The organism is Cronobacter universalis NCTC 9529 (assembly GCF_001277175.1).
GTDB classification, from domain to species: domain Bacteria; phylum Pseudomonadota; class Gammaproteobacteria; order Enterobacterales; family Enterobacteriaceae; genus Cronobacter; species Cronobacter universalis.
In genome coordinates this window covers 62,170-85,352 of record NZ_CP012258.1, presented here as the reverse complement: position 1 = coordinate 85,352, position 23,183 = coordinate 62,170, and the positions used below count along the sequence as shown (strand labels likewise).

18 protein-coding genes are annotated in these 23,183 nt (G+C 57.9%); 8 read left to right on the top strand and 10 right to left on the bottom strand.

The features are described 5' to 3' along the window. Positions 1 to 15 precede the first annotated feature (15 nt). Positions 16 to 282, bottom strand: a complete 267-nt coding sequence (locus AFK65_RS20250) for a hypothetical protein (protein ID WP_007705917.1) — start codon at positions 280 to 282, stop codon at positions 16 to 18. Positions 283 to 505: 223 nt separating this feature from the next. Between AFK65_RS20250 and AFK65_RS20245 the strand changes: the two genes are divergently transcribed. The 3 genes from AFK65_RS20245 (at position 506) to AFK65_RS20235 (ending at position 2,430) form a co-directional block, all read left to right on the top strand. Further along, the gene (locus tag AFK65_RS20245) at positions 506 to 1,090 is read left to right on the top strand and encodes a cytochrome b (RefSeq protein ID WP_038858839.1); all 585 of its coding nucleotides are present in this window, start codon (positions 506 to 508) and stop codon (positions 1,088 to 1,090) included. Between the two features lie 63 nt (positions 1,091 to 1,153). Beyond that, entirely contained in the window at positions 1,154 to 1,630 is a 477-nt protein-coding gene (locus AFK65_RS20240) for an RNA polymerase sigma factor (protein ID WP_236612747.1), read from the top strand. After that, positions 1,627 to 2,430: an anti-sigma factor family protein gene (locus AFK65_RS20235; protein WP_007705929.1), complete on the top strand. Its 804-nt coding sequence runs from the start codon at positions 1,627 to 1,629 to the stop codon at positions 2,428 to 2,430. Before AFK65_RS20240 ends, AFK65_RS20235 begins: the two co-directional genes overlap by 4 nt. 14 nt (positions 2,431 to 2,444) lie before the next feature. Here AFK65_RS20235 and AFK65_RS20230 read toward each other — a convergent pair whose 3' ends face one another. Next, a complete protein-coding gene (locus tag AFK65_RS20230) occupies positions 2,445 to 3,011 on the bottom strand; it encodes a YceI family protein (RefSeq protein WP_007705932.1) in 567 nt (188 codons plus the stop codon). 210 nt (positions 3,012 to 3,221) lie between these two features. Between AFK65_RS20230 and AFK65_RS20225 the strand changes: the two genes are divergently transcribed. Beyond that, on the top strand, positions 3,222 to 3,497 hold the full coding sequence (locus tag AFK65_RS20225; protein ID WP_007705934.1) for a biofilm development regulator YmgB/AriR family protein: 276 nt from the start codon (positions 3,222 to 3,224) through the stop codon (positions 3,495 to 3,497). A gap of 100 nt (positions 3,498 to 3,597) precedes the next feature. On the opposite strand, the gene AFK65_RS20220 is transcribed toward AFK65_RS20225, so the two are convergent. Next, on the bottom strand, positions 3,598 to 5,256 hold the full coding sequence (locus tag AFK65_RS20220; protein WP_007705938.1) for a methyl-accepting chemotaxis protein: 1,659 nt from the start codon (positions 5,254 to 5,256) through the stop codon (positions 3,598 to 3,600). 272 nt (positions 5,257 to 5,528) lie between these two features. Between AFK65_RS20220 and AFK65_RS20215 the strand changes: the two genes are divergently transcribed. Both AFK65_RS20215 and AFK65_RS20210 read left to right on the top strand, forming a co-directional pair. Beyond that, positions 5,529 to 6,320, top strand: coding sequence for an MBL fold hydrolase (locus AFK65_RS20215; protein WP_007705940.1), 792 nt, complete (start codon positions 5,529 to 5,531; stop codon positions 6,318 to 6,320). 684 nt (positions 6,321 to 7,004) lie between these two features. After that, complete coding sequence (locus tag AFK65_RS20210; protein ID WP_038858824.1) at positions 7,005 to 7,424, top strand: hypothetical protein; 420 nt, start codon at positions 7,005 to 7,007, stop codon at positions 7,422 to 7,424. Between the two features lie 67 nt (positions 7,425 to 7,491). On the opposite strand, the gene AFK65_RS20205 is transcribed toward AFK65_RS20210, so the two are convergent. The 6 genes from AFK65_RS20205 to AFK65_RS20180 all read right to left on the bottom strand — a co-directional run bounded on the left by AFK65_RS20205 (position 7,492) and on the right by AFK65_RS20180 (position 17,608). After that, positions 7,492 to 7,893: an Exc2 family lipoprotein gene (locus tag AFK65_RS20205; RefSeq protein ID WP_032805197.1), complete on the bottom strand. Its 402-nt coding sequence runs from the start codon at positions 7,891 to 7,893 to the stop codon at positions 7,492 to 7,494. Between the two features lie 175 nt (positions 7,894 to 8,068). Beyond that, positions 8,069 to 10,015 (bottom strand): methyl-accepting chemotaxis protein, encoded by a 1,947-nt coding sequence (locus AFK65_RS20200; RefSeq protein ID WP_038858823.1) that lies wholly within the window; start codon positions 10,013 to 10,015, stop codon positions 8,069 to 8,071. 370 nt (positions 10,016 to 10,385) lie between these two features. After that, positions 10,386 to 11,156: an AAA family ATPase gene (locus AFK65_RS20195; RefSeq protein ID WP_007705964.1), complete on the bottom strand. Its 771-nt coding sequence runs from the start codon at positions 11,154 to 11,156 to the stop codon at positions 10,386 to 10,388. Positions 11,157 to 11,722: 566 nt separating this feature from the next. After that, a complete protein-coding gene (locus tag AFK65_RS20190; protein ID WP_172461557.1) occupies positions 11,723 to 12,979 on the bottom strand; it encodes an SLC5/6 family protein in 1,257 nt (418 codons plus the stop codon). A gap of 206 nt (positions 12,980 to 13,185) precedes the next feature. Continuing rightward, on the bottom strand, positions 13,186 to 15,900 hold the full coding sequence (mgtA, locus tag AFK65_RS20185) for a magnesium-translocating P-type ATPase (RefSeq protein ID WP_007705968.1): 2,715 nt from the start codon (positions 15,898 to 15,900) through the stop codon (positions 13,186 to 13,188). A gap of 586 nt (positions 15,901 to 16,486) precedes the next feature. Continuing rightward, positions 16,487 to 17,608, bottom strand: coding sequence for a ribosomal protein uL16 3-hydroxylase (locus AFK65_RS20180; protein WP_007705973.1), 1,122 nt, complete (start codon positions 17,606 to 17,608; stop codon positions 16,487 to 16,489). A gap of 149 nt (positions 17,609 to 17,757) precedes the next feature. Here AFK65_RS20180 and AFK65_RS22135 point away from each other — a divergent pair, with 149 nt between their 5' ends. Together AFK65_RS22135 and AFK65_RS20175 are read left to right on the top strand one after the other, a co-directional pair. Beyond that, positions 17,758 to 17,925 carry a hypothetical protein gene (locus AFK65_RS22135; protein ID WP_007705990.1) on the top strand — a complete coding sequence of 56 codons (168 nt, stop codon included), beginning with the start codon at positions 17,758 to 17,760 and terminating at the stop codon, positions 17,923 to 17,925. A gap of 124 nt (positions 17,926 to 18,049) precedes the next feature. After that, entirely contained in the window at positions 18,050 to 20,989 is a 2,940-nt protein-coding gene (locus tag AFK65_RS20175; protein ID WP_038858820.1) for an autotransporter domain-containing protein, read from the top strand. Positions 20,990 to 21,050: 61 nt separating this feature from the next. Here the strand turns inward: AFK65_RS20175 and glgX are convergent, their stop codons facing one another. Then, positions 21,051 to 23,126 (bottom strand): glycogen debranching protein GlgX, encoded by a 2,076-nt coding sequence (gene glgX, locus AFK65_RS20170; RefSeq protein ID WP_007706008.1) that lies wholly within the window; start codon positions 23,124 to 23,126, stop codon positions 21,051 to 21,053. Positions 23,127 to 23,183: the final 57 nt, after the last annotated feature.

The window sequence follows — 23,183 nt, the reverse complement described above, 5'->3', positions numbered from 1 at the left end:
CCACAGGTGGGATACCTACTGAGAGAAAAAATAGCCCGCCAGCGCCAGCACCACCACGATCGCGCCGGAAAAAATCGCGCCACTGGCCCAGGCGAAGGGCGCGATCTCCTCTTCTTTTTTGATATCCGCATAACGCGTTAGCGCCTGATCTGCCCCGGCCGCGTCAATTTCTTCGAACTGCTTTTCATAACCTTTCGCTTTCAGCCGTGACGCTTTTTCGGTATCGGTTTTATCGAGCGCAAAAAGCTGGCTGCCTTTTTTAAAGAAGACGAACGTGGTCATAGTGGACTCCTGTCGTGGTGACACGCTCTGCCTAACATACCGGAGCGGAATACATTTTGTACATGAATACCTTTACGGTTTTGATTCATCGAACATTTTAGCCGTGCAGAAAGCCGGAGCGAATCCCGGCCCTCTTACGGGGCATGATAAAAAAACAAAAAATATCGAATAGAAACGGTGACTGATGCGTTAACCCGTCAGTGACTGACTGATGGACTTTATCATGGCTGAAATGAATCTCTCTGTAACGCGCCGGCGTTACGATGGCGTTACCCTGTCGCTGCACTGGCTGACGGCGGCGGGCGTGCTTTTTCTCTTTGCCAGCGCGCATATCTGGGAATGGCTGGAGCGCGGCACGCCGCTGCGAAAAGGGCTCCAGGCGGTGCATATCTCGTGTGGGATTTTACTGACGGTCATTGTTATCGTACGGCTGGCCTGGCGCTTTTCAGGGCGGCGCGCGCCGTCCCGGGAAGCAACGTCTCCGGCCGCACGATTTCTTGCCGGCAGCGTACACGCCGCGCTGTATCTGCTGTTAGCGGCGCAAATTGTGCTGGGATTTCTGTTCCGCTGGGCGCAGCACGAGCCGTTTACGTTCTTCGGGATAATCGATCTCACCGGCTGGTTTAACGTCGATCCTGCGATAAAACACACGCTTGCGACATGGCATAACGGTGTGGCCTGGGCGATTATCGCGCTGGTCTTTATGCACGCGCTGGCGGCGCTGGCGCATCATTATGTGCTGAAAGACGATACCTTGCGGCGTATGATGCCCGGCCGCGCGTTCACCGGCGACGGGCATCAAAAATAATCCCTTCCGGCTGAGGACTGAAAAATCACCACCAGCGATGTTCGCCAGCAGCTTACCGCCCATCTGAGCCGCCTGTGGCGCTATGGGCTGGTGCTTTCACGTAACCGCGATACCGCAGAGGAGCTGGTGCAGGCCACCTGTCTGCGCGCGCTCGAAAAAAGCGCGCAGTTTATTCCCGGCACTCGTGTGGACAGCTGGCTGTTTGCGATCCTGCATTCCATCTGGGTCTCCGATTTGCGCGCGCGTCGGGTGCGCCAGGGACAGGGCTTTATCGACAGCGATGAACTGATCGCGCCGGATACCCGTACGCAGGATGAGGCCAGGCTGTATTTCCATAAAGTGATGCGCCATGTCAGCGCGCTTCCCGAAGCCCAGCGCAATACCGTATTTCTGGTGTATGTCGAAGGCTTTACCTGTCAGGAGGCGGCGCAGACGCTGTCAGTGCCTGTCGGCACGGTAATGAGCAGGCTGGCGACGGCGCGAGCCAGTTTATCCCGGACGCTGGCCGCGCCCTCTGTGGCTGAGGAGAGACGAGTGTGAAATCCGAAACTTTTACGCCGCCTTACAGCGATGAGGCCATTGTCGCCTGGCTGGACGGCGAGATGAATGAGACCGATGCGCAGCGTTTTCAGGCACAGATGGCGGAAGATCCGGCGCTGACCGGGCGCGTCGGCGCGTTATCGTTAAACACCAGCGCCCTTCGTCAGGCGTTTGCCCCGCTGCTGGATGACGCGCCGCTGTCGCGGATGCAGCAGCGGCTTGATGACGCCGCCTCCACGCAGGCTGAAAACCAGCGTGCTTCCGGTATCAGCCGTCGCGCGCTGATTGCGGCCTCCGTAGGGTTTATGACGCTGGGGACCGGGCTTGGCTACTGGCTGAATAAAGCGGCGGCGTTACCTGACGGCAGCGAAAAAATTCGCGATCTCGAAGCGCAGTATATGTCGCTCTACAGCGCCGAAACGCTGCTTGATGCCGATGCCTCCCCTGCCGCGCTTGCGCGGGGGTTACAGCGTGCCGGACAGGATCTGGCGCTTACCCTGCGCGCGGATCAGCTCACGCTGCATGATGCGGAGCTGAAGATGGTGCGTATGCTGCGTTACGACACGCAGCCTATCGCGCAGGTCGCCTGGCTGCATCCGGAATATGGCCCGATGGCGCTCTGTATCTCCCGCGAAGCGTTGCAAAGCGATACCGATTTTTTCGCAGAAAACCGCCACGGCATGAATCTGATCTGGTGGCGTCGTCACGGTTACCAGTTTGTCTTTATCGGGCGTCATCCGTCGTCGCTGCTGGCGAAAACGGCGCGCCAGTTAAAGCATATGCTGGCGGCGTCACGGTAAACCTCTGCCCGTTGTTATGATTTCGCCGCGATCAGGATATCAATCTGTACGCGGTCATCGACGAAAGAGGAAAACCCGCCCATACCAAAGGCGGATCGGGAGATAGCCGTCGTCGCGCGCAGCGACAGTGGCGACGCGGCCGGGTGAAGGAACCTGTTCTGCCCGCCTGTGACCTCCAGCACCACCGGGCGGCGGATACCTTTGACGACCAGCGTTCCTGACACCTGAAGACGCCCGTTGCCGGCAGCGGTCACCCGATCGCTGACAAACGAAATCACCCGGTAGCGGGCGGCATCGAAAAACAACGGGCTTTTCATCTGGTACGTCAGTAGATCGTTTGAGGCGTTAAGCGATGCCAGCGGTATCACGACATTTACCCGGCTGTTGTGTTGATTGTCGTTATCGAGCGTGACGTCGCCGGTCGCGCCACGGATCTGCGCCTGCGAGAGCCCGCCGAACGCACGCCACGATAGCGCCACGACAGTGTGTGACGGCAGGATGACATAAGAGACCGGTGCGGCAGAAATAAAAGCAGAGAAAAAGGCGGCCAGCAGGATGACAGCGCACGCAGGAAGATTCATGATGAATAACTCCGGAGAAATATGCTCTGTATACGTCCGGCAGCGCCTGTTTATTCATTACAGATTTTATCTCTGCCTTTTATTCAGAGTATTCAGAACCAGGCGCGGCGCCGGTTGCGCTAAGTCGTGCATGACAGAATTTCGACTTCCTCATCAGTATCGTACTGATGAACCACAGCATGTTGTTTCTTAACCATGAAGGCGACCCCGATGAGCCCGATCACGTCTGAAACTGCCATATCCGTCGCGTTGCCTGACGCGGCACTCGCTGATTACTTTCATCGTGCCGGCGATAAACTGGCGCAGGAGGCGGCCCTGCTTGGGCAGATCGTGCAAAGCATGGTATCCGACGGCGCGGCGCTGACGCATAAAACGATTATTCAGCAGCTGCTGGACGAGCTTGAAACGACGAAAGATGTGGCGATGGGGGACGTTATTCGACGCACGCTTGGGATTGTGGTCGATCATACGCTGGATGATCGGTAACCAGCCTGTAAAAACGCCCGGTACAGGTACCGGGCGTGGCTTATAAGATAACGGCAGTCCGGGCTGTTATATCACCCGCTTATACCATCAAGGCGGCGAATCAGAAGCTCTGCCAGTCGTTATCCGATACGGCCGCGGCGGCGGGTACCGGACGCAGCGTTTTGATCGGCGTTACCGGGGCGGCGGCCTGACGTGCCGCGCTTTTCGCGTGGCTGTTGGCGGCGATGGTAAACGCGCCGACCAGCTGGTTCAGGGACGCGGCCTGCTCCATGAGCGACTGTGAGGCGGCCGATGCCTGCTCAACCAGCGCGGCGTTCTGCTGGGTCACATCATCCATCTGGTTGACGGCCAGATGAACCTGATTAATGCCCTGCGCCTGCTCCTGAGCGGCCACGGAAATTTCATCGACAATATCCGTTACCTGACGGACGGCCTCGGTCATCTTGCCGATGTTCTGGCCAACGCCTTCCGCCTGCGATGAACCCGCTTCCACGAACTGCATCGAGTTCTCAATCAGCTCTTTGATTTCACGCGCGGAAGACGATGAGCGCTGCGCCAGCGTGCGAACTTCGCCCGCGACCACGGCAAAGCCTCTGCCCTGCTCACCCGCACGCGCGGCTTCCACCGCCGCGTTAAGCGCCAGGATATTGGTCTGGAAGGCAATGCCTTCGATCATGGCGATAATATCGGTAATTTTCGACGAGCTGTCGCGAATGCTGCTCATGGTGCTCAGCATAGTGTTGACGCGTGACTGGCTGTCTTCCGAGATATCGCGCGCGTTTTTCGCCAGCTGGCTGGCAAGCTGGGTGTTTTCCGCGGTCTGACGCACGGTTTCGCTCAGCTCAGACATGCTGGCGGCGGTCTGTTCCAGCGAGGCGGCCTGCTCTTCCGTACGCGACGAGAGATCTTCGTTACCGGCTGAAATCTGCCCGGAGGCGGAACTGACCGACTGCGCAGACGATTCCACGGCAGCGAGCGATGAAGCCACATTGGCCGCCAGCGCGTTATATGCTTTCGCCGTCTGCCCAATTTCATCATTGCGCGAGTCGTCGGCGCGCAGCGTGAGATCGAGACGCTCGCTCGCGGTTTCCAGCGTCTGGCGCATGCTGTTGAGCTGGTTGCGGATAGCGAAAATGGTCTTCAGCGTGAAAAAGCCGAGGATAATGATGACGGCCGCAGAGGTGCCGATAAGCCCCCAGAGCGTCTGATTATAGGAACGATCATTTTCCTGACGCAGCGTTTTGCCGACAGCTTCGTTAACCCCGAGCTGTTTCTGATACAGGGCGATCAGCTGACGCGCCGCGCCGCCGACGCCATTATCATCGCGCAATGCCGCCAGCGCGGTGGCGCTGTCGTGCGTACGGGAGCTTTCAAGGAACGCGGGTAAGCGGGCCTGGACTGTCTGAATGACAGTGCCAATACTTTCAGAAATCTGCCTGTCTTCTTCGTTTGAGGTTTCATTCTGCAGGTAATACTGGTTCAGCGTAGTGATACGGTTAAGCACCGTATCGATCTCTTTTTCAATTCTGGCCTGACCTGACGCGTCAGCCGTATTCTGGTGACGATAGAGCCAGATAATCAATGTATTACTGCCATCAATCATTTTGCCGATATCAAGCACCGACGGAAGCGTGTTTTCCTGGACGTACTGAAACCGTGCCTGAAAATTGCTGACGACCACTACCGATGTGATCACCATGGCGATCAGCGCGGCGGAGAGTAGTGAGAACGTCAGCATAAGACGTTGTGTAATGGACATGAAGTGTTTCCTCGGTGATGCTTATTTTTGCTGTATGGAGCCAGTGCTTAAATCAAACCGGCACAACGAATATCGGCAGCCAGGCAATGAATAATTAGCGCTGTTCATACGCTTTTTCGTAGGCCCATGATTCACAAAATATTAAATTTATTTAAGTAAATGGCCTGTGAATTGTGCGGGAATAAAAATGGCTGCTTTTACATGTTCATCACACCGGTTTGCTCTATGGTTTATGTCAGAAGGCGATAGCCAGTACACTCCTGGAGGCCATTGTGATCACCCTCTGTAAAGCCTGCGGCACGTCTTATGCGTTCTCTCCGCCGCGGTGCAAAATTTGCGACGATGAGCGGCAGTTTGTGCCGGTGACGGGCCAGCAGTGGGTGGATGCCGACGCCCTGCTCGCTTCCCATTCGAATAAGTGGAAACAGCATGCTCCCGACCTTTTCAGCATCCGGACCGTACCGGATTTCGCCATTGGCCAGCGCGCGTTTCTGCTGCGCACGCCGCAGGGAAATATTCTCTGGGACTGCGTCGCCACGCTGGATGACGCGACCAAAACCCTGGTTTCCGCGCTCGGCGGGTTGATGGCTGTCGCCATTTCGCATCCGCATTTTTACACCACCATGCAGGACTGGGCGGCCGCCTTTGACGCGCCGGTTTACCTGCATGCCAGCGACCGCGAGTGGATCATGCGCGAGAGCCCGTTTATCCGGCTCTGGGAGGGCGACGAACTAACGCTTACCGGTGATATCCGGCTACTACGCCTGGGCGGGCATTTCGCGGGCGGCGCCGTGTTGCATGACGCGCGTGGCGACGGCCTGCTGCTGACCGGCGATATTTTGCAGGTGACGCCGGGTGCGAACAGCGTCTCTTTTATGTGGAGTTACCCGAATATGCTGCCGCTCCCGGCGGCGACCGTCAGCGCGATGATCGACAGGTTGCGAGGCGTGACATTCTCGACGCTCTGGGGCGCGTTTGAAGGCCGGGAAATCACCGCCGGGGCCAGCGAGCGGGTACGTCTCTCGTGCGAAAAGTATGTGGCGTGTCTGAATAACGCGGGTTAAGCGATTATCAAATGATAACGAGGCTCACTGTCATGGCTGACCGCGCAGGTTAACGCGTTTTACCTCTGCCAGACCGCCCCTCACAGCGGCTACAGCGATTGTCTACACCTGCGGAGTGGGGCTGACGCAGTCAGCCCGTATCTCCGGCCTGCGGATCCGCAGGAGCCGCCTGGCGGTGTAGTTACAACATACAATAAAGCGAATCAGGTTTACCCGCCCTCCGGGCGGGCGCGGGCGGCCCGGCAATGGGTAGTTACGCGCTCTGTGGTTTCAGGAACGAATCTGACGCCGCAACCACGGCCGGAAGGGACTGTAATGGTTCAGAACCGCGTGGCGGCTGCCGGTGCAAAAGCACGTCGCCCATATGTATGTTGTAACTAGTAGTGGTTTTTTTAATAGCTTTCACCCCACAAAGAGCAGTACAGAAAAGGCCACTTACGTAGCGGCGCGTTCGCCTTATCTAAAGAAATACAAAACTAATAGCTACCACGATCGCCTTGCTCATCTTTAACGCTTCCGTCATGCCGGATTACGGGTTCTGTATCGCCTGTTAACCGTGAGGGTGTCGCTGCTGTTGCCAGAATCGCTCTCCCCTACCAGAAATGGCACTCCGCCCTTAAAAGGTGATGAATATGTTATTATCCGGTTGATATTTATGGAAAATAGTTTCGAAGAGTGACGATTATGAAAACCGGATATGCCGTACTGCTTTCTGCCCTTCTTCTCTCAGGCTGCGCGCAGCTTAACGATGGTCTGGGCGCGTTAAACTCAGGCCTCGCCAGCATTAACAAAGGGTTAAAAACTCCGCTTCAGAAGACGGACAAATCCGTCAGCCAGATTTGCGCCGAAGCCAATAAAAACCCTGGCCGCGCAAATCAGACCTTTAACGGGCTGGGCATGACAACAGAAGGGATAGTCCATCTGCATGACAATAACTTTGTCACTGAGGAATTTTTCCTGCTGAAGGTCGGCAGCAATACGGTGGCCGTCAGCGGTTATCCGGATATGAATGCCCTGAATGAAGGGCAGCGACTGAAAGTGGATGGCACCATCACCAATATCTCCAAAGATTTCGGATGTATGATTTCGGTGACCGCTTACTGATCTCAGGCGCCGTCAAAACAGGCCGGAGAACCGGCCTGCTTATCAATCCCGCCGCAGCGCATAAACCCTACCGGCCGTAAAACCCATCCAGATAGGTCTGCGCCAGATCGTCGCCCAGCATCCGCTTTTCGCGCGGGCTGGTGTTGTCATCTGAGAACTGGCCGCGATGGTTCGCGAATTCGCTGGTGGTTTGTATGCCGCAGGCGTTCTCGCGGTAAGCTTTAGCCTGACGCTCTGCCCAGGCGGCATCACGCCCCTGCGCTTTATCCGCTTTGCCCTGATTGTAGACGCTGGTAAAGGCAGGCATAAACGCGGCGATGCTCCCGGCTTTATCCACTCTCAAATTCGCGTCGTGCGACTCCATTCCCTGCAGGACATAGTGCCGCGCATGTATTTCCGGCGACGTTCGGGTCGCACACCCGGTTAATACCGCGGCCACAGCCACCACTACAACTCCATAACGCATCATGGGTTCTTCCTGAAAGTGTATTGAACGTATGAATATTACCCCTCGCTATACAGGGTTAATACATACCAGATCAAGGGGTTGCGCAGGCAGTGCGGGCGTGCATTAAGCAGGGCAAACGGAAGTAAAAAAACCGCACAGGGCGAACCCTGCGCGGCGGGTCTGTGGCGTTCCGCCGTCAGGCCATCTGCTGGCGGGTACTGAAGAACGCCAGCGCGGTTTCCAGCGCCTTCGCCTGCTCCTCAAGCGACATCGCCGCCGCGGAAACCTGCTGCACCAGCGAGGCGTTCTGCTGGGTCACGCTGTCCATCTGATTCACCGCCACGCTTATCTGATCCACCCCGCGGGTCTGCTCATCCAGCGCCCGCACGATTTCGTTAATCGCCAGGTGTACGCTGGTCACCGCGTCGATGATCTGTTTCATCGTGGCGCCGGTTTCGTTCACCAGCGTCACGCCCTGCCCGACGCGGCCGGTCGATTCCGTAATAAGCTGAGAGATCTCTTTCGCCGCGTTCGCGCTGCGGCTGGCGAGCGTGCGCACTTCACCGGCGACGACCGCGAAGCCGCGCCCCTGCTCACCGGCGCGCGCCGCTTCCACCGCGGCGTTCAGCGCCAGGATGTTGGTCTGGAAGGCGATGCTGTCGATGATGCTGGTGATGTCGCTGATTTTCTGCGAGCTCTCATCCACCTGCGACATCACATGCACCACGCGCTCCACCAGCGCTTCACCCGCGCCCGCGATATCCTTCGCTTTCTCCGTCAGCACAATCGCGCGGCCGGCGCTCTCGGCGTTGTTTTTCACCGTCGCGGAAATCTCTTCCATGCTGGCGGCCGTCTCGACAATCGCGGCTGCCTGCTCTTCGGTGCGGGATGCCAGATCGGTATTGCCCGCGGCGATTTCACTGCTGCCGGCGCGCACGGAATGACTGGCATCGCTGATATCGCCGACAATGTCGCGCAGCCGCGCCTGCATCGCACTTAACGCATAGAAGATGCTGCTGGTATCGCCCTGCTGTACCGGAATCGCGTTATTCAGGTTGCCATGCGCGACAGAGAGCGCGATTTCCGACGCCTCCAGCGGTTCGCCGCCCACCGGGCGCGCCACCTTACGGGTGAAGACCAGCGCCACCACCAGGCTCACGACCGCGATGCTCAGCACCATCAGAATAAGGGCATTGATAAGCCCCTGCCAGGCTTCGGCCATCACCACGCTCACCGGCGTGACCACCGCCAGCTTCCACGGCGTGCCGCTGTTGCCCACGGCAATCGTGTTCCAGGTGATAAACGCCGGTTCGCCCAGCACCGGATCGTCATAGCGAATCACCTCGCGGCCCGTCACGGTGCCCTTATAAGGCTTGCCGATGGTCGCTTTATCCGGCGCGGAGATCACTTTATTGTCAGCCGAGAGGAGCAGCGCATAGCCAACGCCATCCCAGGGTTTGATCGCGCCCACCATTTTTTGCAGCGTTTCGAGCGAGAAATCAGCGGTCACCGAGCCCTGGAATTTACCGTCGCGTACGACAGGCGCCGCAATCGACGTGAGCATCACATCCACGCCGTTGTAGGGGTAGATATAAGGCTCGAGGATGACATCTTTCTGCCGCTGGCGCGGAAGCACGTAATAATCACCGCTGCCGGGAGTTTCATAATCCACCAGATTATGCAGCGCCGGGTTGCCTGCGCTGTCGCGGTCCACATAACGCGCGTAGCGTCCGTTCGGATCCTGGCCCGCCTGCCCGGCAAATGTGGCGTCGCTTCCGTCAAACGCGTTGGGCTCGAAAGTCAGCGACATCGATAAAAAATCATCATGCGCGCGCAAGAAGCTGACTAACAACTGCTCCAGCCCTTTGCGATCCTTAAGCCCGGACTCATGCAGCGCCCAGGCGCTGATGCCGACATCGCGCGCGGCGGTTAACGCCGAATCCAGGCGACGGCTCACCTCAAGGGTTTCCGTTTGCGCAATTTGTTGCAGGTGTTTTTTCGCGACATATTCCTGCTGCGACATCGATTGCCAGAGCAGTAAACCCATCGTAATGCCAAAACCTGCGGTTATCGTAATGAAAATAGATAACAGCATCAGGGTTTTGGTCTTAAGCTTTCTTCCGGGAGAGAGCTTACTGGTCATTATGTTTATCTCCAGACGCCGCCAGAAAGGCGGGATATATTTGCTAACTATCGGCAACTATCCAGGAAGCCTTATGCGTGCCCTTCATTAAATTTTCTTAACGCAAACGGAGCGGGATAAGCGAAACGAGTAATGGCAGTAAGATCAAAGCGAAGGGAGAATGGGCAGGAATCCAGGCAAAAAAAGAGGGCCGCCCGACATCGTGGCGACCCGTAAACAGAATAATGGCGAACGTGCCCCTTTTCCTGATGATGCTATCGTAGCGCATGAACCTTAAGGCAAACTTAAGAGATAAGTTAAATCTTAAACGGTTATGTGATGGCGGCATCATTGCGCAATAAAAACGGCCACGAAAAGAGGCGCGGCGCGATCAGGCTTCGGCAAATTCCAGCTTCGCTTTCACGCGCTCCAGCGACTGAAGATAATCGATATTTTCAATCAGCTGATGTAATTCCCGCGTTTCGCCGCCCGACTCCGCCAGGGCGTCCTCAATAAAAGGCGAATTCCCGAAACGTTGCAGGATCACGTTTTTCTTTTGCATGTCATTGAGCGAGCAGAGCGTAATAAACCGGAAGCGTTTTTTATAGGTAGCGTCACTTTTCAGGGTTTCCGTCGCCTCGCACGGGGCGGAAATAATGCAGCGGAATGGCGTCATCAGATACGGCCTGAGCGAGTTGAGAACACGCATCCCCGGCGACAACTGACCATTTTCCCCAGTGAACGCGTGCGTGCCATCGAGATACAGAATGACCTTATGCCGCTCGGCCAGCTCAACCGCCAGCGCCAGCTTTTTTCCGACCTCTTCCTGACTGGTATTACCGGCATACAGCGACACCATATTAATTTCCGCCAGATGGCAGCCCGGCTGGATCTGTAACAGATAGCGGGAAAGATTGCGTACAAAACAGGACTTTCCGACGCCCTCATTGCCGGATACCACCAGACTGTTGGTATTACGGCATGACAGGATCGCCAGCGCAGAGAGGATTTCTGATTCCCGGTACATCACTGGCGGAATATTGCCGCAGGCGAGCATCCCCATCAAATCGCTGGCATGAATGCCGTGCTCTTTTAACTGTGAATAAAACGCTTTTCTGTCATGTTGCGGCTCAATCGTGAACAAATTGTTAGGTGGTGTCATTTTATTTTCCTTAAGCGTGTAATTACGAATGTAATAATCCCGCCCTCATTCATCGCTGAAAAAGGCGTTGAATAACGCTGCGGTAAAATGGGCACGGGAATAATAGTGATGTCAGTTAACGGGCACGGCTTACCCGACGCCGCGGGAGTCACATCCCGGCGTTTTTATCTTTTCTTTCTGCACGTTACGATTACAACAGCGTCTCGTTGACTACCCCGTTATGTTTCTGGATCTCACGCCGCCTTTCAGACATAACAAGAAAGTGTGGCGCGCTTAACATCAGAAACCATTAATAGTTAAGCGGTGCTAAAATTTAATTAAGTGTGAAGATAGGCAAAAATCTTAATGTCGTCAACTGTCGAAATATTTATCGATAAATAAGTTATTCCTCATACCCTGAAGCGTTGAATTAAGATTTTCCTTAGTATTAATTACCACAATAAAGAGGTAATTTGTTCGGTTATTTTTTTAAAGTGATTCATGTCGACGTAAACGGCAACGTGCGCCAAACGGAAAAAACCCTGCCGGAGCAGGGTTGTCAGAGGAAAGAAGGCAAAAGCGCGGTATCAGAACGTACTGTAAAGCAGCGCGGAAACCGTCAACAGGCCGCCGGTGGCCACCACGATAGCCGTAGGGCCGCGCAGCGAGCGCAGCGCATCGCGGGTGTAAATCAGGTACGTCGGGATCAGGAACAGGAAGATGGCGGTCAGCGGCCCGCAGACGGTTTCAATCAGCGTGATCACGTCCGGGTTAAGATCCACCACGCCAAATGTCACCACAAACATCGCCAGGAACGCGAGCGTCTTCGCATGTTTCTTCATGCCAGCGCGCTCGGCCACCAGCGCCGTGATGGTTTCCGCCACCGGCAGGCACACGCCGAGGAACGATTTGGTCATCCCGACGATGGCGATAAACGGCGCGAGGATAAACAGCAGATCCAGGCCGCCCTGGCTCTGCATCACCGAGAGCATATTGAGGTTTTCCGCTTTCGCTCTGGCAAAGACGGCCGGCGGATTCGCCAGAAGACAGCTCAGCACAAAGAACACGATGCTGAAAATAATCAGCGCATACGCCACACGTACCACCCGCACCGATTTCACTTCGCCGCCGTGGCCGCTTTCACGATAGTACGACGCCAGCGGCGCAATCAGCGGCGCGGAGCAGAGCGCGAAGGAGATAAGCGGCAGCGTCAGCCAGATATTTTTAAACGCGTCACCCGCAGGCTCGCCTGCCGGGATCAGCGGCAGGCTGAAATTCGCCAGGCTCCAGGCGGGGATCTGGATAACCGCTATCAGCAGCAGCGACAGCGCAAACGGCAGCGCCAGCGCGCCCATCATGCTGACCACTTTATCGCGGCCTTTACTGAGCGCCAGGAAGAGTCCCGCCACCACGATAAACGCCAGCAGCGCGCGGTTCACCGGGGCGACATGCAGGCGATTGACCAGATAATCTGAGAGCGCGTTGACCAGTGAGATGGCATAAACCAGCGTGACCGGAAAATGCGCGACGCAGAAGAAAACTCGAATTGCCGCTCTGCCCTTCGCGCCGAAAAACGCGCCAAACAGTGGCAGCGTGCCGTCATCCGGCTGGTTGTCGCGCATAAACACGCGGCAGATCAGGACATGCGGCACCAGCGAGAGGGGAATGCCCAGCACCAGCAGCAGAAGAAAAACCAGCGGGCCGCGCGTGCCGATTTCAACAGGAAGAAACAGGGTTCCCGCGCCGACGGTGGCGCCGTAGACGCCCAGCATCCAGAGGGTATCTCTGAATGTCCAGGCGGTACGGGCCGGCAGGCCGCTGTCCGTGGTGGTTGATATTGTCATTGTTTATATTTCAGCTTAATGGATTAAGAATGTACCGAAGCCGTTTTCGCAGGCCGGTTAAGAGAAAACGCACAGGGCGCAAACAGGGGCTGAATGATATAGAAATCAGGCGCTGAATTCGAAGTTCGCGGGAGATAAAACGTAAATAAACGCAACGACGCGCGGATAACGACAAAGGGGCCAGGGCCCCTTTGTTGGTTGATAGGTCAGAACCACTGTCCGAATTTGCGGATGTACAACCGTTTCATGGCCTGCACGACCACGCAATAGGTGAAAAGAATCCCCGCCAGCCACGGGAAATACGCCCACGGCAGCGGCACCAGGCCAATCATATGGCCGAGCGGCGAGAACGGAATGGCGATGCCGATCGCCATCACGATCCCTGTGGTTATCAGCACCGGCAGCGCGGCGCGGCTCTGGATAAACGGGATTTTCCGGGTACGCAGCATATGCACCACCAGCGTCTGCGACAGCAGGCCCTCCACAAACCAGCCGGACTGAAAGAGCGACTGCGCCGCGGGCGAGTTGGCGGCAAACACAAACCACATCACCGCAAAGGTCGCCATATCGAACAGCGACGAGGTCGGCCCCATCCAGATCATAAAGCGCTTAATATTCTGCGCATCCCATTTACGCGGCTGACGCAGAAACTCCTTATCCATGCGATCCCACGGCAGCGAAAGCTGCGAAATGTCGTACATCAGGTTCTGCACCAGCAGATGAATGGCCAGCATCGGCAGGAACGGCAGAAACGCGCTCGCCACCAGCACCGAAAAGACATTGCCGAAGTTAGAGCTGGCGGTCATGTTCAGGTATTTGATGATATTGCCGAAGGTCTCGCGCCCGGTCAGCACCCCCTGCTCCAGCACCATCAGATCTTTTTCCAGCAAAATGATGTCCGACGACTCTTTGGCGATATCCGCCGCGCTGTCGACTGAAATCCCGACATCCGCATCCCGCAGGGCGGGCGCATCATTAATGCCGTCGCCCAGAAACCCGACCGTGTGACCGTTATTTTGCAGCGCCCGCAGAATGCGGGATTTCTGCAGCGGCGTCAGCTTCGCGAAAATCGCGCAGCGCTCAACCGCCTCAGCAAGCTGCGTCTCGTCCATGTCGTCAATTTGATCGCCTGTGAGGGTCTCGCGACGGGCGATCCCCACCTCCTCGCAGATACAGGCCGCCACCAGGGGGTTATCGCCGGTAAGGACTTTCACGGTCACGCCGTGCTCATGGAGCGCAGCGATCGCCTGCGCCGCGCTCGCTTTCGGCGGGTCGAGAAATGTCAGCATCCCTTCGATAATCAGCCCGTTTTCGTCCGCCACGCAGAGCGGATGATCCAGCCCTGTCTGTGGCAGTTCGCGGGTCGCCACCACCAGCACCCGGAAGCCCCGCGCATTGTACTGACGCGTTAAGCGCAGGTACGCGTCGCGGCGCGCGTCATCGAGCGCATAAACCGTGTCGCCCTCGCGAATATGCGTCGAAACAGAGAGCATCTCTTCAACGGCGCCCTTGCAGATAAGCGTCTGCTGATGCTCGCCATAGCGCTCCACGACCACAGAGACGCGGCGGCGCACAAAATCAAACGGCAGTTCGTCTATCTTGAAATAGCCGGTGTGCACCGACGCCGGAAGCGTGGCCTGCCCGGAGGCCAGCACCGCCTGGTCCATCAGGTTTCGCGAGCCGCTCAGGTTGACGCTGTTCAGCCAGGCGAGTGACAGCACATGCAGACTGTCGCGGCCGTGGCAGTCCAGATGTTTTTCCAGAACGATGGTGTCCAGGGTAAGCGTGCCGGTTTTATCGGTGCAGAGCACATCCATCGCGCCGAAATTCTGTATGGCGTTCAGGCGCTTTACAATCACCTTGCGACGGGCCATGACAATGGCGCCCTTCGCCAGATTAGAGCTGACAATCATCGGCAGCATTTCAGGCGTCAGGCCCACCGCGACGGCCAGCGCGAAAAACGTGGCGTCCAGCCAGTCGCCTTTGGTGAAGCCGTTAATGAGCAGCACTACCGGCACCATCACCAGCATAAAGCGGATCAGCAGCCAGCTGACGCTGTTCACGCCTTTATCAAAAGCCGTCTGGGTGCGGTTGCCGACAAGCGATTTCGCAAGCGATCCGAAATACGTTTTCGCGCCGGTCGCCACCACCACGCCGCAGGCGGTTCCGCTCGCGACATTGGTGCCCATCAGGCAGATATTGCCCCGCTCCAGCAGGCTGGCGTTGTCGTCGGGAATATCATCTGCGGCGGCGCCTTTACCCTGCACATGGCCGGTGACGTCATATTTCTCCACCGGCAGCGACTCGCCGCTCAGTATCGCCTGGCTGATGAACAGATCCCGTGAGGCGATAAGCCGTAAATCCGCCGGGATGAGATCGCCTGCCGAGAGGTACACGATATCGCCCGGCACCAGATCTTCGACCGGGATTTCGCGCTTCTCGCCGTCGCGGTTGCTGACGGTACGGCGCAGCACCGTCGCCGTGGTGCTTACCATCGACTTCAGCGCCTGCGCCGCTTTATTGGTGCGAAACTCCTGCCAGAAGCGCAGCAGGCCGCTCAGCATCACCATCGTGACGATGATAATCACGCCGGTCAGATCGGTCTCCTGCCCTGCGCGCAGCGGATACCAGTAATCGGTAAAGAAGCTGATCAGCGCCAGCGCCATCAGCACATAGATAAACGGGTTATTGAACGCCTGGAGCAGCTGCACCAGCGCAGGCGGCGCGTTGTCATGCGCCACTTCATTCGGGCCGTAAGCGGCAAGGCGCGCCTGCGCCTCTTTTTCCAGCAGCCCTTTTTCGCTGCTTTCCAGCCGCGCTAATGTCTCCTGGTGGCGCTCCGCTGACGCCGTTTCGATGCAAAACGTCGCCGCCTGTTTTTTTGCGGCGTTATTCATGTTTCTGGAATTGAGCTTTGCCATACCGGCACCTGTTATTCAGGGTGCGGCAAAACGCGCCGGCGTCTTACCGCAGGTTTTAAAACGCGCACGCAGTTTCACCTTTAAAAAAGTAAAGGCGTGCTAAAGCATATTGTTAAAAACAGAAAGGAATTAACGCAGAGGCGGAGGAAACAGGGCTGTGTGAATAAAAAACATAGGTAAGCACTCCTTAATAAAAAAGGATAAAGGCTCGGGGTGCAATCAGATGAAATAAAGCATTGCTGCCCGCCATGAGAGGCAAACAGCGCAGGGGTTGTCGCGAGTTTGCCCGTTAATAAAATCCGGTATCGCTGTTCAGAAGGGGAATCTCCATCAATAATTTTCCCGCAGTATAAAACGGCGCCGCTTAAAGTAAACGCCTAACGGCATTCAGTTTACAGAGCGTTTAGCTTTCGATTCTGGCGCGTGGTTTACTGAAGATGAATTTACAGGGGCAAATTAATTTAAGAGTGAAAACCGCAATGTATGGATCAGGTCAAATCGCCAGTCACTATTTTATTAACGACTGCCCGGTTTATTGATAAACAGAATTGGCCTTCGCGAGAGACGAAGGCCGTGAGGGAAAATATTATTCGTCGAAGAACCAGTAGCCCTGGTTTATCAGCGCGGTCAGCTCATCAATAAATGCCGGATGATGCAGCGCGTCGCCAAGCTCACTCTGGCTGATGTCGGTATAGCGGCACAGCGCATCCGCCGCGCGCGGATCGACGGTGTCGTACTGCTCGCTGTTAATGAAAAAGCGGCCGTTGACGTTCAGCACCCGCAGGCCGGCAAGGCGTGTCAGCGTTTCGCCGCCAAGCAGCGCCTCGCGCACCTCTTCGGCCGTGTAAGGCGGTTCGGCGGCGGCGATATCCAGCTCGTGGCGCGGCGTGGTGACGAACGAGCCAAACCAGCGGGTAAAATCGTCCGGCTGGTTAATCATCGCCCGCATCATCTGGCGAATGCGCTCAAGCTCATACGCCTCAACGCGGCCCGGATGGTCGCGGCAGGTCAGATCCGGGTCGCTGTAGTGCTCGCCGCCCAGATCGTTTTCCAGCGCATAATCCGCAAAGCTGCTGATCAAATCGCGCCCGTTTGGCCCACGAAAACCGACGGAGTAGTTCAGCGCCGTTTCGTGGGTAAAGCCGTCATGCGGGAATCCGGGTGGAATATAGAGAATATCCCCCGGTTCGAGATCTTCATCGATAATCGGCTCGAACGGGTCGACATGCAGCAGCGCCGGGTGCGGGCAGAACTGACGCATCGGCAGCTTATCGCCCACGCGCCAGCGGCGGCTACCCATGCCCTGAATAATAAACACGTCGTACTGGTCGATATGCGGGCCGACGCCGCCGCCCGGTACGGAAAATGAAATCATTAAATCGTCCAGGCGCCAGTCCGGCAGTACGCGAAACGGTCGCACCAGTTCGGCGGAGGGCGCGTGCCAGTGGTTAACCGCCTGCGCCAGCAGCGACCAGCCCGTTTCACCCAGCCCGTCGAAATGCTCAAACGGGCCGTTGCTGGCGTGCCATTTGCCGTTTTTGTGGCTCACCAGACGGCTGTCGACCTCCGGCTCCATCGCCAGCCCGGCCAGCTCATCCGGCGTGATCGGGTCAATAAAATTCGCAAACGCCTGTTTCAGCACGACAGGTTTTTTCTGCCAGTATTTTTCTAAAAATTCCGGCCAGTTGAGGTTGAGTTGGTAAGCCATAGCATCACATCCGTGAAGAATTGAGGGCGTGATTATATGAAGGGTGACCGGCGCGCCGCCTTGTCATGGGTCAAGCGCCGTATCCGCGCATTATCAATGCGCCCTGTTTTTCGCTATGATGGAAAGCATTATTCACCGCAGGAGGGCGTATGCATTATCTGCTGGAACTGATTTCCGATCTTATTTTGTACTGGCCGTCCCGTAATCCGCCCCCTGAGGGAAGAAACGCCATTCCTTCGCTTAAACACAAGCCGCTATTTCGCATGCCGGCAGGCGATCCCCTGAAAAAAGACGAACAGAAAAAAGATCCCGAGTAAACCTCTGCCGCTACGCCGCTAATTGTCCCTGAAAACCTGGTTATATCGGCCCATCGTTACCGCCCACTCAATGTTACGCTGCGTAACAATCAGATCATTTTAATAATTTCACTGCGGGTGAATGATGGCGCGTCACGTTTCCGGGCTGCTGAAAGCGGTCACTTTTTTCGTTGTGCTTCTCGTACTCTTTGCGATAACGATATCGCCCGCCCGCGCGCTCTCATCGGCGTGTATGGCCCTGAACGCGGCGAGCCCGGTGAGTTCTGGCCTCAGCACGTACAACGCCAGCAGTTTCAGCGAAGATGAAACCCTCACCGTCTCGTTTACCGACAGCGGCGCGGGCGCAGGCGGCCCGCCAATGAATGCGGATAACGTTATCATGCATTCCCGTGACTTATCCCAGCATTATCTGGTGCATTACAGCTCAGACGGCAATGCGGGGAGTTTCAGCACCACGGTGACCGGCGCACAGCTCACTGCGGGCGGACTCTGGTTAAAAGTATCAACGGCCAACGGCTTTATCAGCCCGGTGACCGTCTCCTGTACCGCCGCAGTCACGCTCTCCTCAGACGCCACGCTGAGCGGGCTCTCGTTTTCCGGCGGCGCGCTCTCGCCCGGCTTCTCGGCCGGCACCACCAGCTACCACGCGACGGTCGATTACGCCGTCACTTCGGTGACGCTGACGCCGGTCACGACCCACGCCGCCGCCACCGTCACCGTGAATGGCAACGTTGTGTCTTCCGGCTCCGCATCGCCCTCCGTCAACCTGAGCGTGGGCGTAAATACCATCACGATTATCGTGACCGCCGAAGATGGCACCACCAAAAACTACAGCGTTGTTATCCAGCGCAACGAGCAGACGCCCGTGGCGGGCAACGTCAGCGCGCAGGTGGCGGCCAACAGTCAGGATAACCCCATTGCGCTCGCGCTCTCCGGCGGCACCGCGACGGCGGTGAATCTGGTTACCGCGCCGCAGCACGGCACGCTGATTATCTCCGGGACGTCGGTTACGTACACGCCGCTGGCCGGGTATAGCGGCAGCGACAGCTTCACGTATAACGCCAGCAACAGTGCGGGCACCTCGGCGAACGCCACAGCATCGCTGACCATTACCGCGCCCGCTGCCGTGACGATATCGCCCGCCAGCGGCGCGCTCGCGCCTGCCACCGTGGGCAGCGCCTGGTCGCAGAACGTTTCCGTTGCCGGCGGCACGGCACCTTATACCTGGACAGCGCATGGCCTGCCGGCAGGCATCACGCACAACAGCGCGACCGGCGCGCTCTCCGGTACACCTACAACGTCAGGCAGTTTCAGCATTTCGCTGACCGCGCAGGACGCCGCGGGCGTTTCTTCCACTGTAACCTATACGCTGGTGGTATCGAACGGCGCGCCACCTGCCGCCACGCTCGCGATGACCCCGGCTGCGGGCGCGCTCCCGTCCGGCACCGTTGGCACGGCCTTATCGCAGACATTCGCGGTGAGCGGCGGCGTTGCGCCATATCGCTGGCAGCTGAGCGGCTCGCTGCCCGCGGGGCTCACCTTCTCGGACGGCATCCTGAAAGGCACGCCGGGCTTGGCAGGCGACAGCGCCCTGACGCTTTCAGCCACCGATGCGAACGGCGCCACGGTTCACACTGCCTACACGCTGCGCATTAACGCCGCCGCCGCGCAGGCGGTGGATCAGAACGCGTCGCTCTCTGCCGGGCGCGTGACTCGCGTGTCGCTCACGCGTGGTGCCACCGGCGGCCCGTTCACCGGCGCGCGTCTGCTGGCAGCCCCGGATAAACGCCAGGGCACGGCCAGCATCCAGCCGCAGGGTAGCGATTACGAACTGACATTTACCGCCGCGCCGCAGGCCAGCGGCACCGTTGTGCTGCGCTATGTACTGTTAAGCGCTTCTGGCATCACGCCGCCTGCGACCATTACGTTCTCCATTGCCTCACGCCCCGATCCGTCGAAAGACGCCAGCGTGACGGGCACCATCAGCGCGCAGTACCAGGCGGCGCAAAACTTCGCCCGCGCGCAGATCCGCAACTTCAACGATCGTCTCGAACAGCTCCACGGCAACGAAAATGTGCCGTCCAGCCTGAACGGCGTGCATTTCGCCCTGCCCTCTTCCCACGCGGAGCGCGGGCTGGACACCGATCTCTGGAACGCCGCGCTGCAACAGCAGGCGCAGCTGGACGCGCAGAACAGTCTGCCGCCCGCGCTACCGTTCGGCGAGCAGGCGCCCGGCCAGCGGCTCTCGTACTGGACGGGCGGCTATGTCGATTTCGGGCGCGATAAAGATGCGACGATGCGCTTAAGCCATACGCTGGTGGGCGTCAGCACGGGTGTGGATTACCGCTTCACGCCCACCGTGACGGCAGGTGTGGGGATGGGCTTCGGGCGCGACGTCAGCGATATCGGCGACACCGGCACCCGCAGCAATGGCCGTTCGCTGAGCGCCGCGTTCTATGCGAGCTACCACCCGGACGCGGTTTTCATCGACGGGCTGTTAGGCTACAGCCGCCTTGATTTCGACAGCAAACGCCATGTGAGCGAAACGGATGCGTATGCGCGCGGCAGCCGCGCCGGAAGCCAGGTCTTTGGCGCGCTCACCTCAGGCTACGAGTTCCGCCTGCCGCAGAGTCTCGTCTCGCCCTATGGCCGCGTGCAGGTTTCACAGACGCATCTGGAGCGCTACACCGAATCGGACGCGGGCATGTATAACCTGGCGTTTGCCCCGCAGCGCTTTTCCCAGCTCACGGGCAGCGCGGGCCTGCGCGCCGAGCACCGCGTTCCGGTCAGCTGGGGCGATATTCGTCTGCAAAGCCGCGTGGAGTATTCACGCCTGATGAATGATACCGGCAGCGCGCGCGTTGGTTATGCCGATACCGGTAACGACACCTGGCGCATGTCGCTGTATGAGCAGAACCGGCAGACGCTGGCGCTCGGCGTCGGCCTGGATGTGCAACTACCGAATGGCGTCACGCCGGGTCTTGCGTATCAGGGCACGCTGGGGCTGGATGACCGAGGCTCACGCGCTCAGACCATCATGGCGCGCATGAACGTGGCGTTTTAATCTGCCATAAAAAAACGGCGCAGAAGATAACCCCTGCGCCGTTGGTTTTATGGCATAGCCATTATGGTCGTCTGAACAGCGCGATGCTGCGCCCTTCCAGCTCGAAATCCTTCTCTTTGGTGATCACCAGTCCTTCATTCGCGGTATCGGAGGTGGTCAGCTCCAGCACCCAGCCGCCTTCGCCAAACTGCGGAATGCGGAACGGCACATTGCCTTCAAACGGGTTGAACAGCATCAGCACGTCGTGCCAGATCCCCTCTTCGGTTTCCAGATCGGGCCTGCCGATGTACACCCCGAGCGTTGAGCCTTCGTCCCACTGCTCCGGCTGCTGATAACCGCCGCCCGCGTTGAACCACTCGATAACCATGCCATCGCGCCAGTTCTCGCGGCGCAGCAGCGGCTGTTCGGCGCGCAGCTTAATCACCTTACGGGTGAATTCGCGCAGCGCCCCGGCGCTTTCCGGCAGGTTTTCCCAGTGCACCCAGGAGATCTCGCTGTCCTGGCAGTAACCGTTGTTATTGCCCATCTGGCTGCGGCCAAACTCGTCGCCTGCCAGCAGCATCGGCGTACCGTGGGAGAAAAAGAGCGTGGCGAGGAAGTTGCGTTTCTGGCGTTCACGCACCGCGTTGATGCCTGTGTCGTCGGTCGGGCCTTCCGCGCCGTAGTTGTACGAGCGGTTGTCGTTATGGCCGTCGTTGTTATCCTCGCCGTTATCCTCGTTGTGCTTGCCGTTATAGGAGACGAGATCGTTAAGCGTGAAGCCGTCATGCGCGGTAATAAAGTTGACGCTCGCCCACGGACGGCGGCCGCGCTGATCGTAGAGGTCGCCGGAGCCGAGCAGGCGCGCCGCGAAATCGGTCGAGACGTTATCGCCCTTCCAGTATTCGCGCACCGTATCGCGGTATTTGTCGTTCCACTCCGCCCAGCCCGGCGGGAAGCCGCCCACCTGATAGCCGCCAGGGCCGATGTCCCACGGTTCGCCAATCAGTTTCACTTTCGAGAGCACCGGATCCTGCATGATGGCGTCAAAGAAGCCGCCGCGCTGGTCAAACCCTTCCGGCTCGCGGCCAAGGATAGTGCCGAGATCGAAACGGAAACCGTCGATATGCATCGACTCCGCCCAGTAGCGCAGCGAATCCATCACCATCTGCAACACGCGCGGGTGCGAGGTATTCACCGTGTTGCCGGTGCCGGTATCGTTAATGTAATAGCGGTGCTGATCCGGCATGGTGCGGTAATAAGAGAAGTTATCGATGCCCTTGAACGAGAGCGTCGGGCCAAGCTCGTTGCCTTCGGCGGTGTGGTTATAGACCACATCCAGGATCACCTCGATACCGGCGTCATGGTAGGCGCGCACCATGTCGCGGAAACCCTGAATACCGCGCGGCCCGAAGTAGCGCGAGGCGGGGGCGAAGAAGCCGAGCGAATTGTAGCCCCAGAAGTTTTTCAGCCCCTTATCCAGCAGGTGCTGATCGTCCGGGAACCAGTGCACCGGCAGCAGTTCAACAGACGTAATGCCAAGGCTTTTGATGTAATCCACCGACGCTTTATGCGCCATGCCGTCATAGGTGCCGCGCAGCTCCGGCGGCACCGCCGGGTTCATCTGCGTGAAACCTTTCACATGCGTCTCATACACCACCGCGTGCGGCCAGAGGATGGAAGGCCGGTTCTGATCCTGCCAGTCAAACTCGTTCGGATCGATGACGCGGCACTTTGGCATATACGGCGCGCTGTCGCGCTCATCAAAGGTGAGATCTTTATCTTCGTGCAGCAGGTCGTAGGCAAAGTGCGCCTCGTTCCATTCGATATCGCCGACGAGATCGCGCGCGTACGGGTCGACCAGCAGCTTATTCGGGTTAAAGCGATGACCGTTTTCCGGATCGTACGGCCCGTGTACGCGGTAGCCATACAGCGCGCCGGGTTGCAGGCCCGGCACATAGCCGTGCCAGACTTCGTGCGTATATTCCGGCAGCGTCAGGCGGGCGATTTCGTGTTTGCCGCTCGGATCGTAGAGACACAGCTCCACGCGCTCGGCGTGCGCGGAGAAAATCGCGAAGTTTACCCCCTCGCCGTCGTAATTTGCGCCGAGGGGATAACTGCATCCCGCCGTGATTTCAAAAGCCTTATCGTTTGACATATCTCCCTCTCCCTCCAGGCCGTACATAGTCAGGACTACCACGATTCATGATGTTTA

Bases quoted from the DNA above. Each gene is read 5' to 3' on its own strand.
- AFK65_RS20175 (WP_038858820.1), top strand. From the start codon at position 18,050: ATGGCGCGTCACGTTTCCGGGCTGCTGAAAGCGGTCACTTTTTTCGTT.
- mgtA (WP_007705968.1), bottom strand. From the start codon at position 15,900: ATGGCAAAGCTCAATTCCAGAAACATGAATAACGCCGCAAAAAAACAG.
- AFK65_RS20245 (WP_038858839.1), top strand. From the start codon at position 506: ATGGCTGAAATGAATCTCTCTGTAACGCGCCGGCGTTACGATGGCGTT.
- AFK65_RS20210 (WP_038858824.1), top strand. From the start codon at position 7,005: ATGAAAACCGGATATGCCGTACTGCTTTCTGCCCTTCTTCTCTCAGGC.
- AFK65_RS20205 (WP_032805197.1), bottom strand. From the start codon at position 7,893: ATGATGCGTTATGGAGTTGTAGTGGTGGCTGTGGCCGCGGTATTAACC.
- AFK65_RS20230 (WP_007705932.1), bottom strand. From the start codon at position 3,011: ATGAATCTTCCTGCGTGCGCTGTCATCCTGCTGGCCGCCTTTTTCTCT.
- AFK65_RS20220 (WP_007705938.1), bottom strand. From the start codon at position 5,256: ATGTCCATTACACAACGTCTTATGCTGACGTTCTCACTACTCTCCGCC.
- AFK65_RS20180 (WP_007705973.1), bottom strand. From the start codon at position 17,608: ATGGCTTACCAACTCAACCTCAACTGGCCGGAATTTTTAGAAAAATAC.
- AFK65_RS20225 (WP_007705934.1), top strand. From the start codon at position 3,222: ATGAGCCCGATCACGTCTGAAACTGCCATATCCGTCGCGTTGCCTGAC.
- glgX (WP_007706008.1), bottom strand. From the start codon at position 23,126: ATGTCAAACGATAAGGCTTTTGAAATCACGGCGGGATGCAGTTATCCC.
- AFK65_RS20200 (WP_038858823.1), bottom strand. From the start codon at position 10,015: ATGACCAGTAAGCTCTCTCCCGGAAGAAAGCTTAAGACCAAAACCCTG.
- AFK65_RS20190 (WP_172461557.1), bottom strand. From the start codon at position 12,979: ATGACAATATCAACCACCACGGACAGCGGCCTGCCGGCCCGTACCGCC.
- AFK65_RS22135 (WP_007705990.1), top strand. From the start codon at position 17,758: ATGCATTATCTGCTGGAACTGATTTCCGATCTTATTTTGTACTGGCCG.
- AFK65_RS20250 (WP_007705917.1), bottom strand. From the start codon at position 282: ATGACCACGTTCGTCTTCTTTAAAAAAGGCAGCCAGCTTTTTGCGCTC.
- AFK65_RS20195 (WP_007705964.1), bottom strand. From the start codon at position 11,156: ATGACACCACCTAACAATTTGTTCACGATTGAGCCGCAACATGACAGA.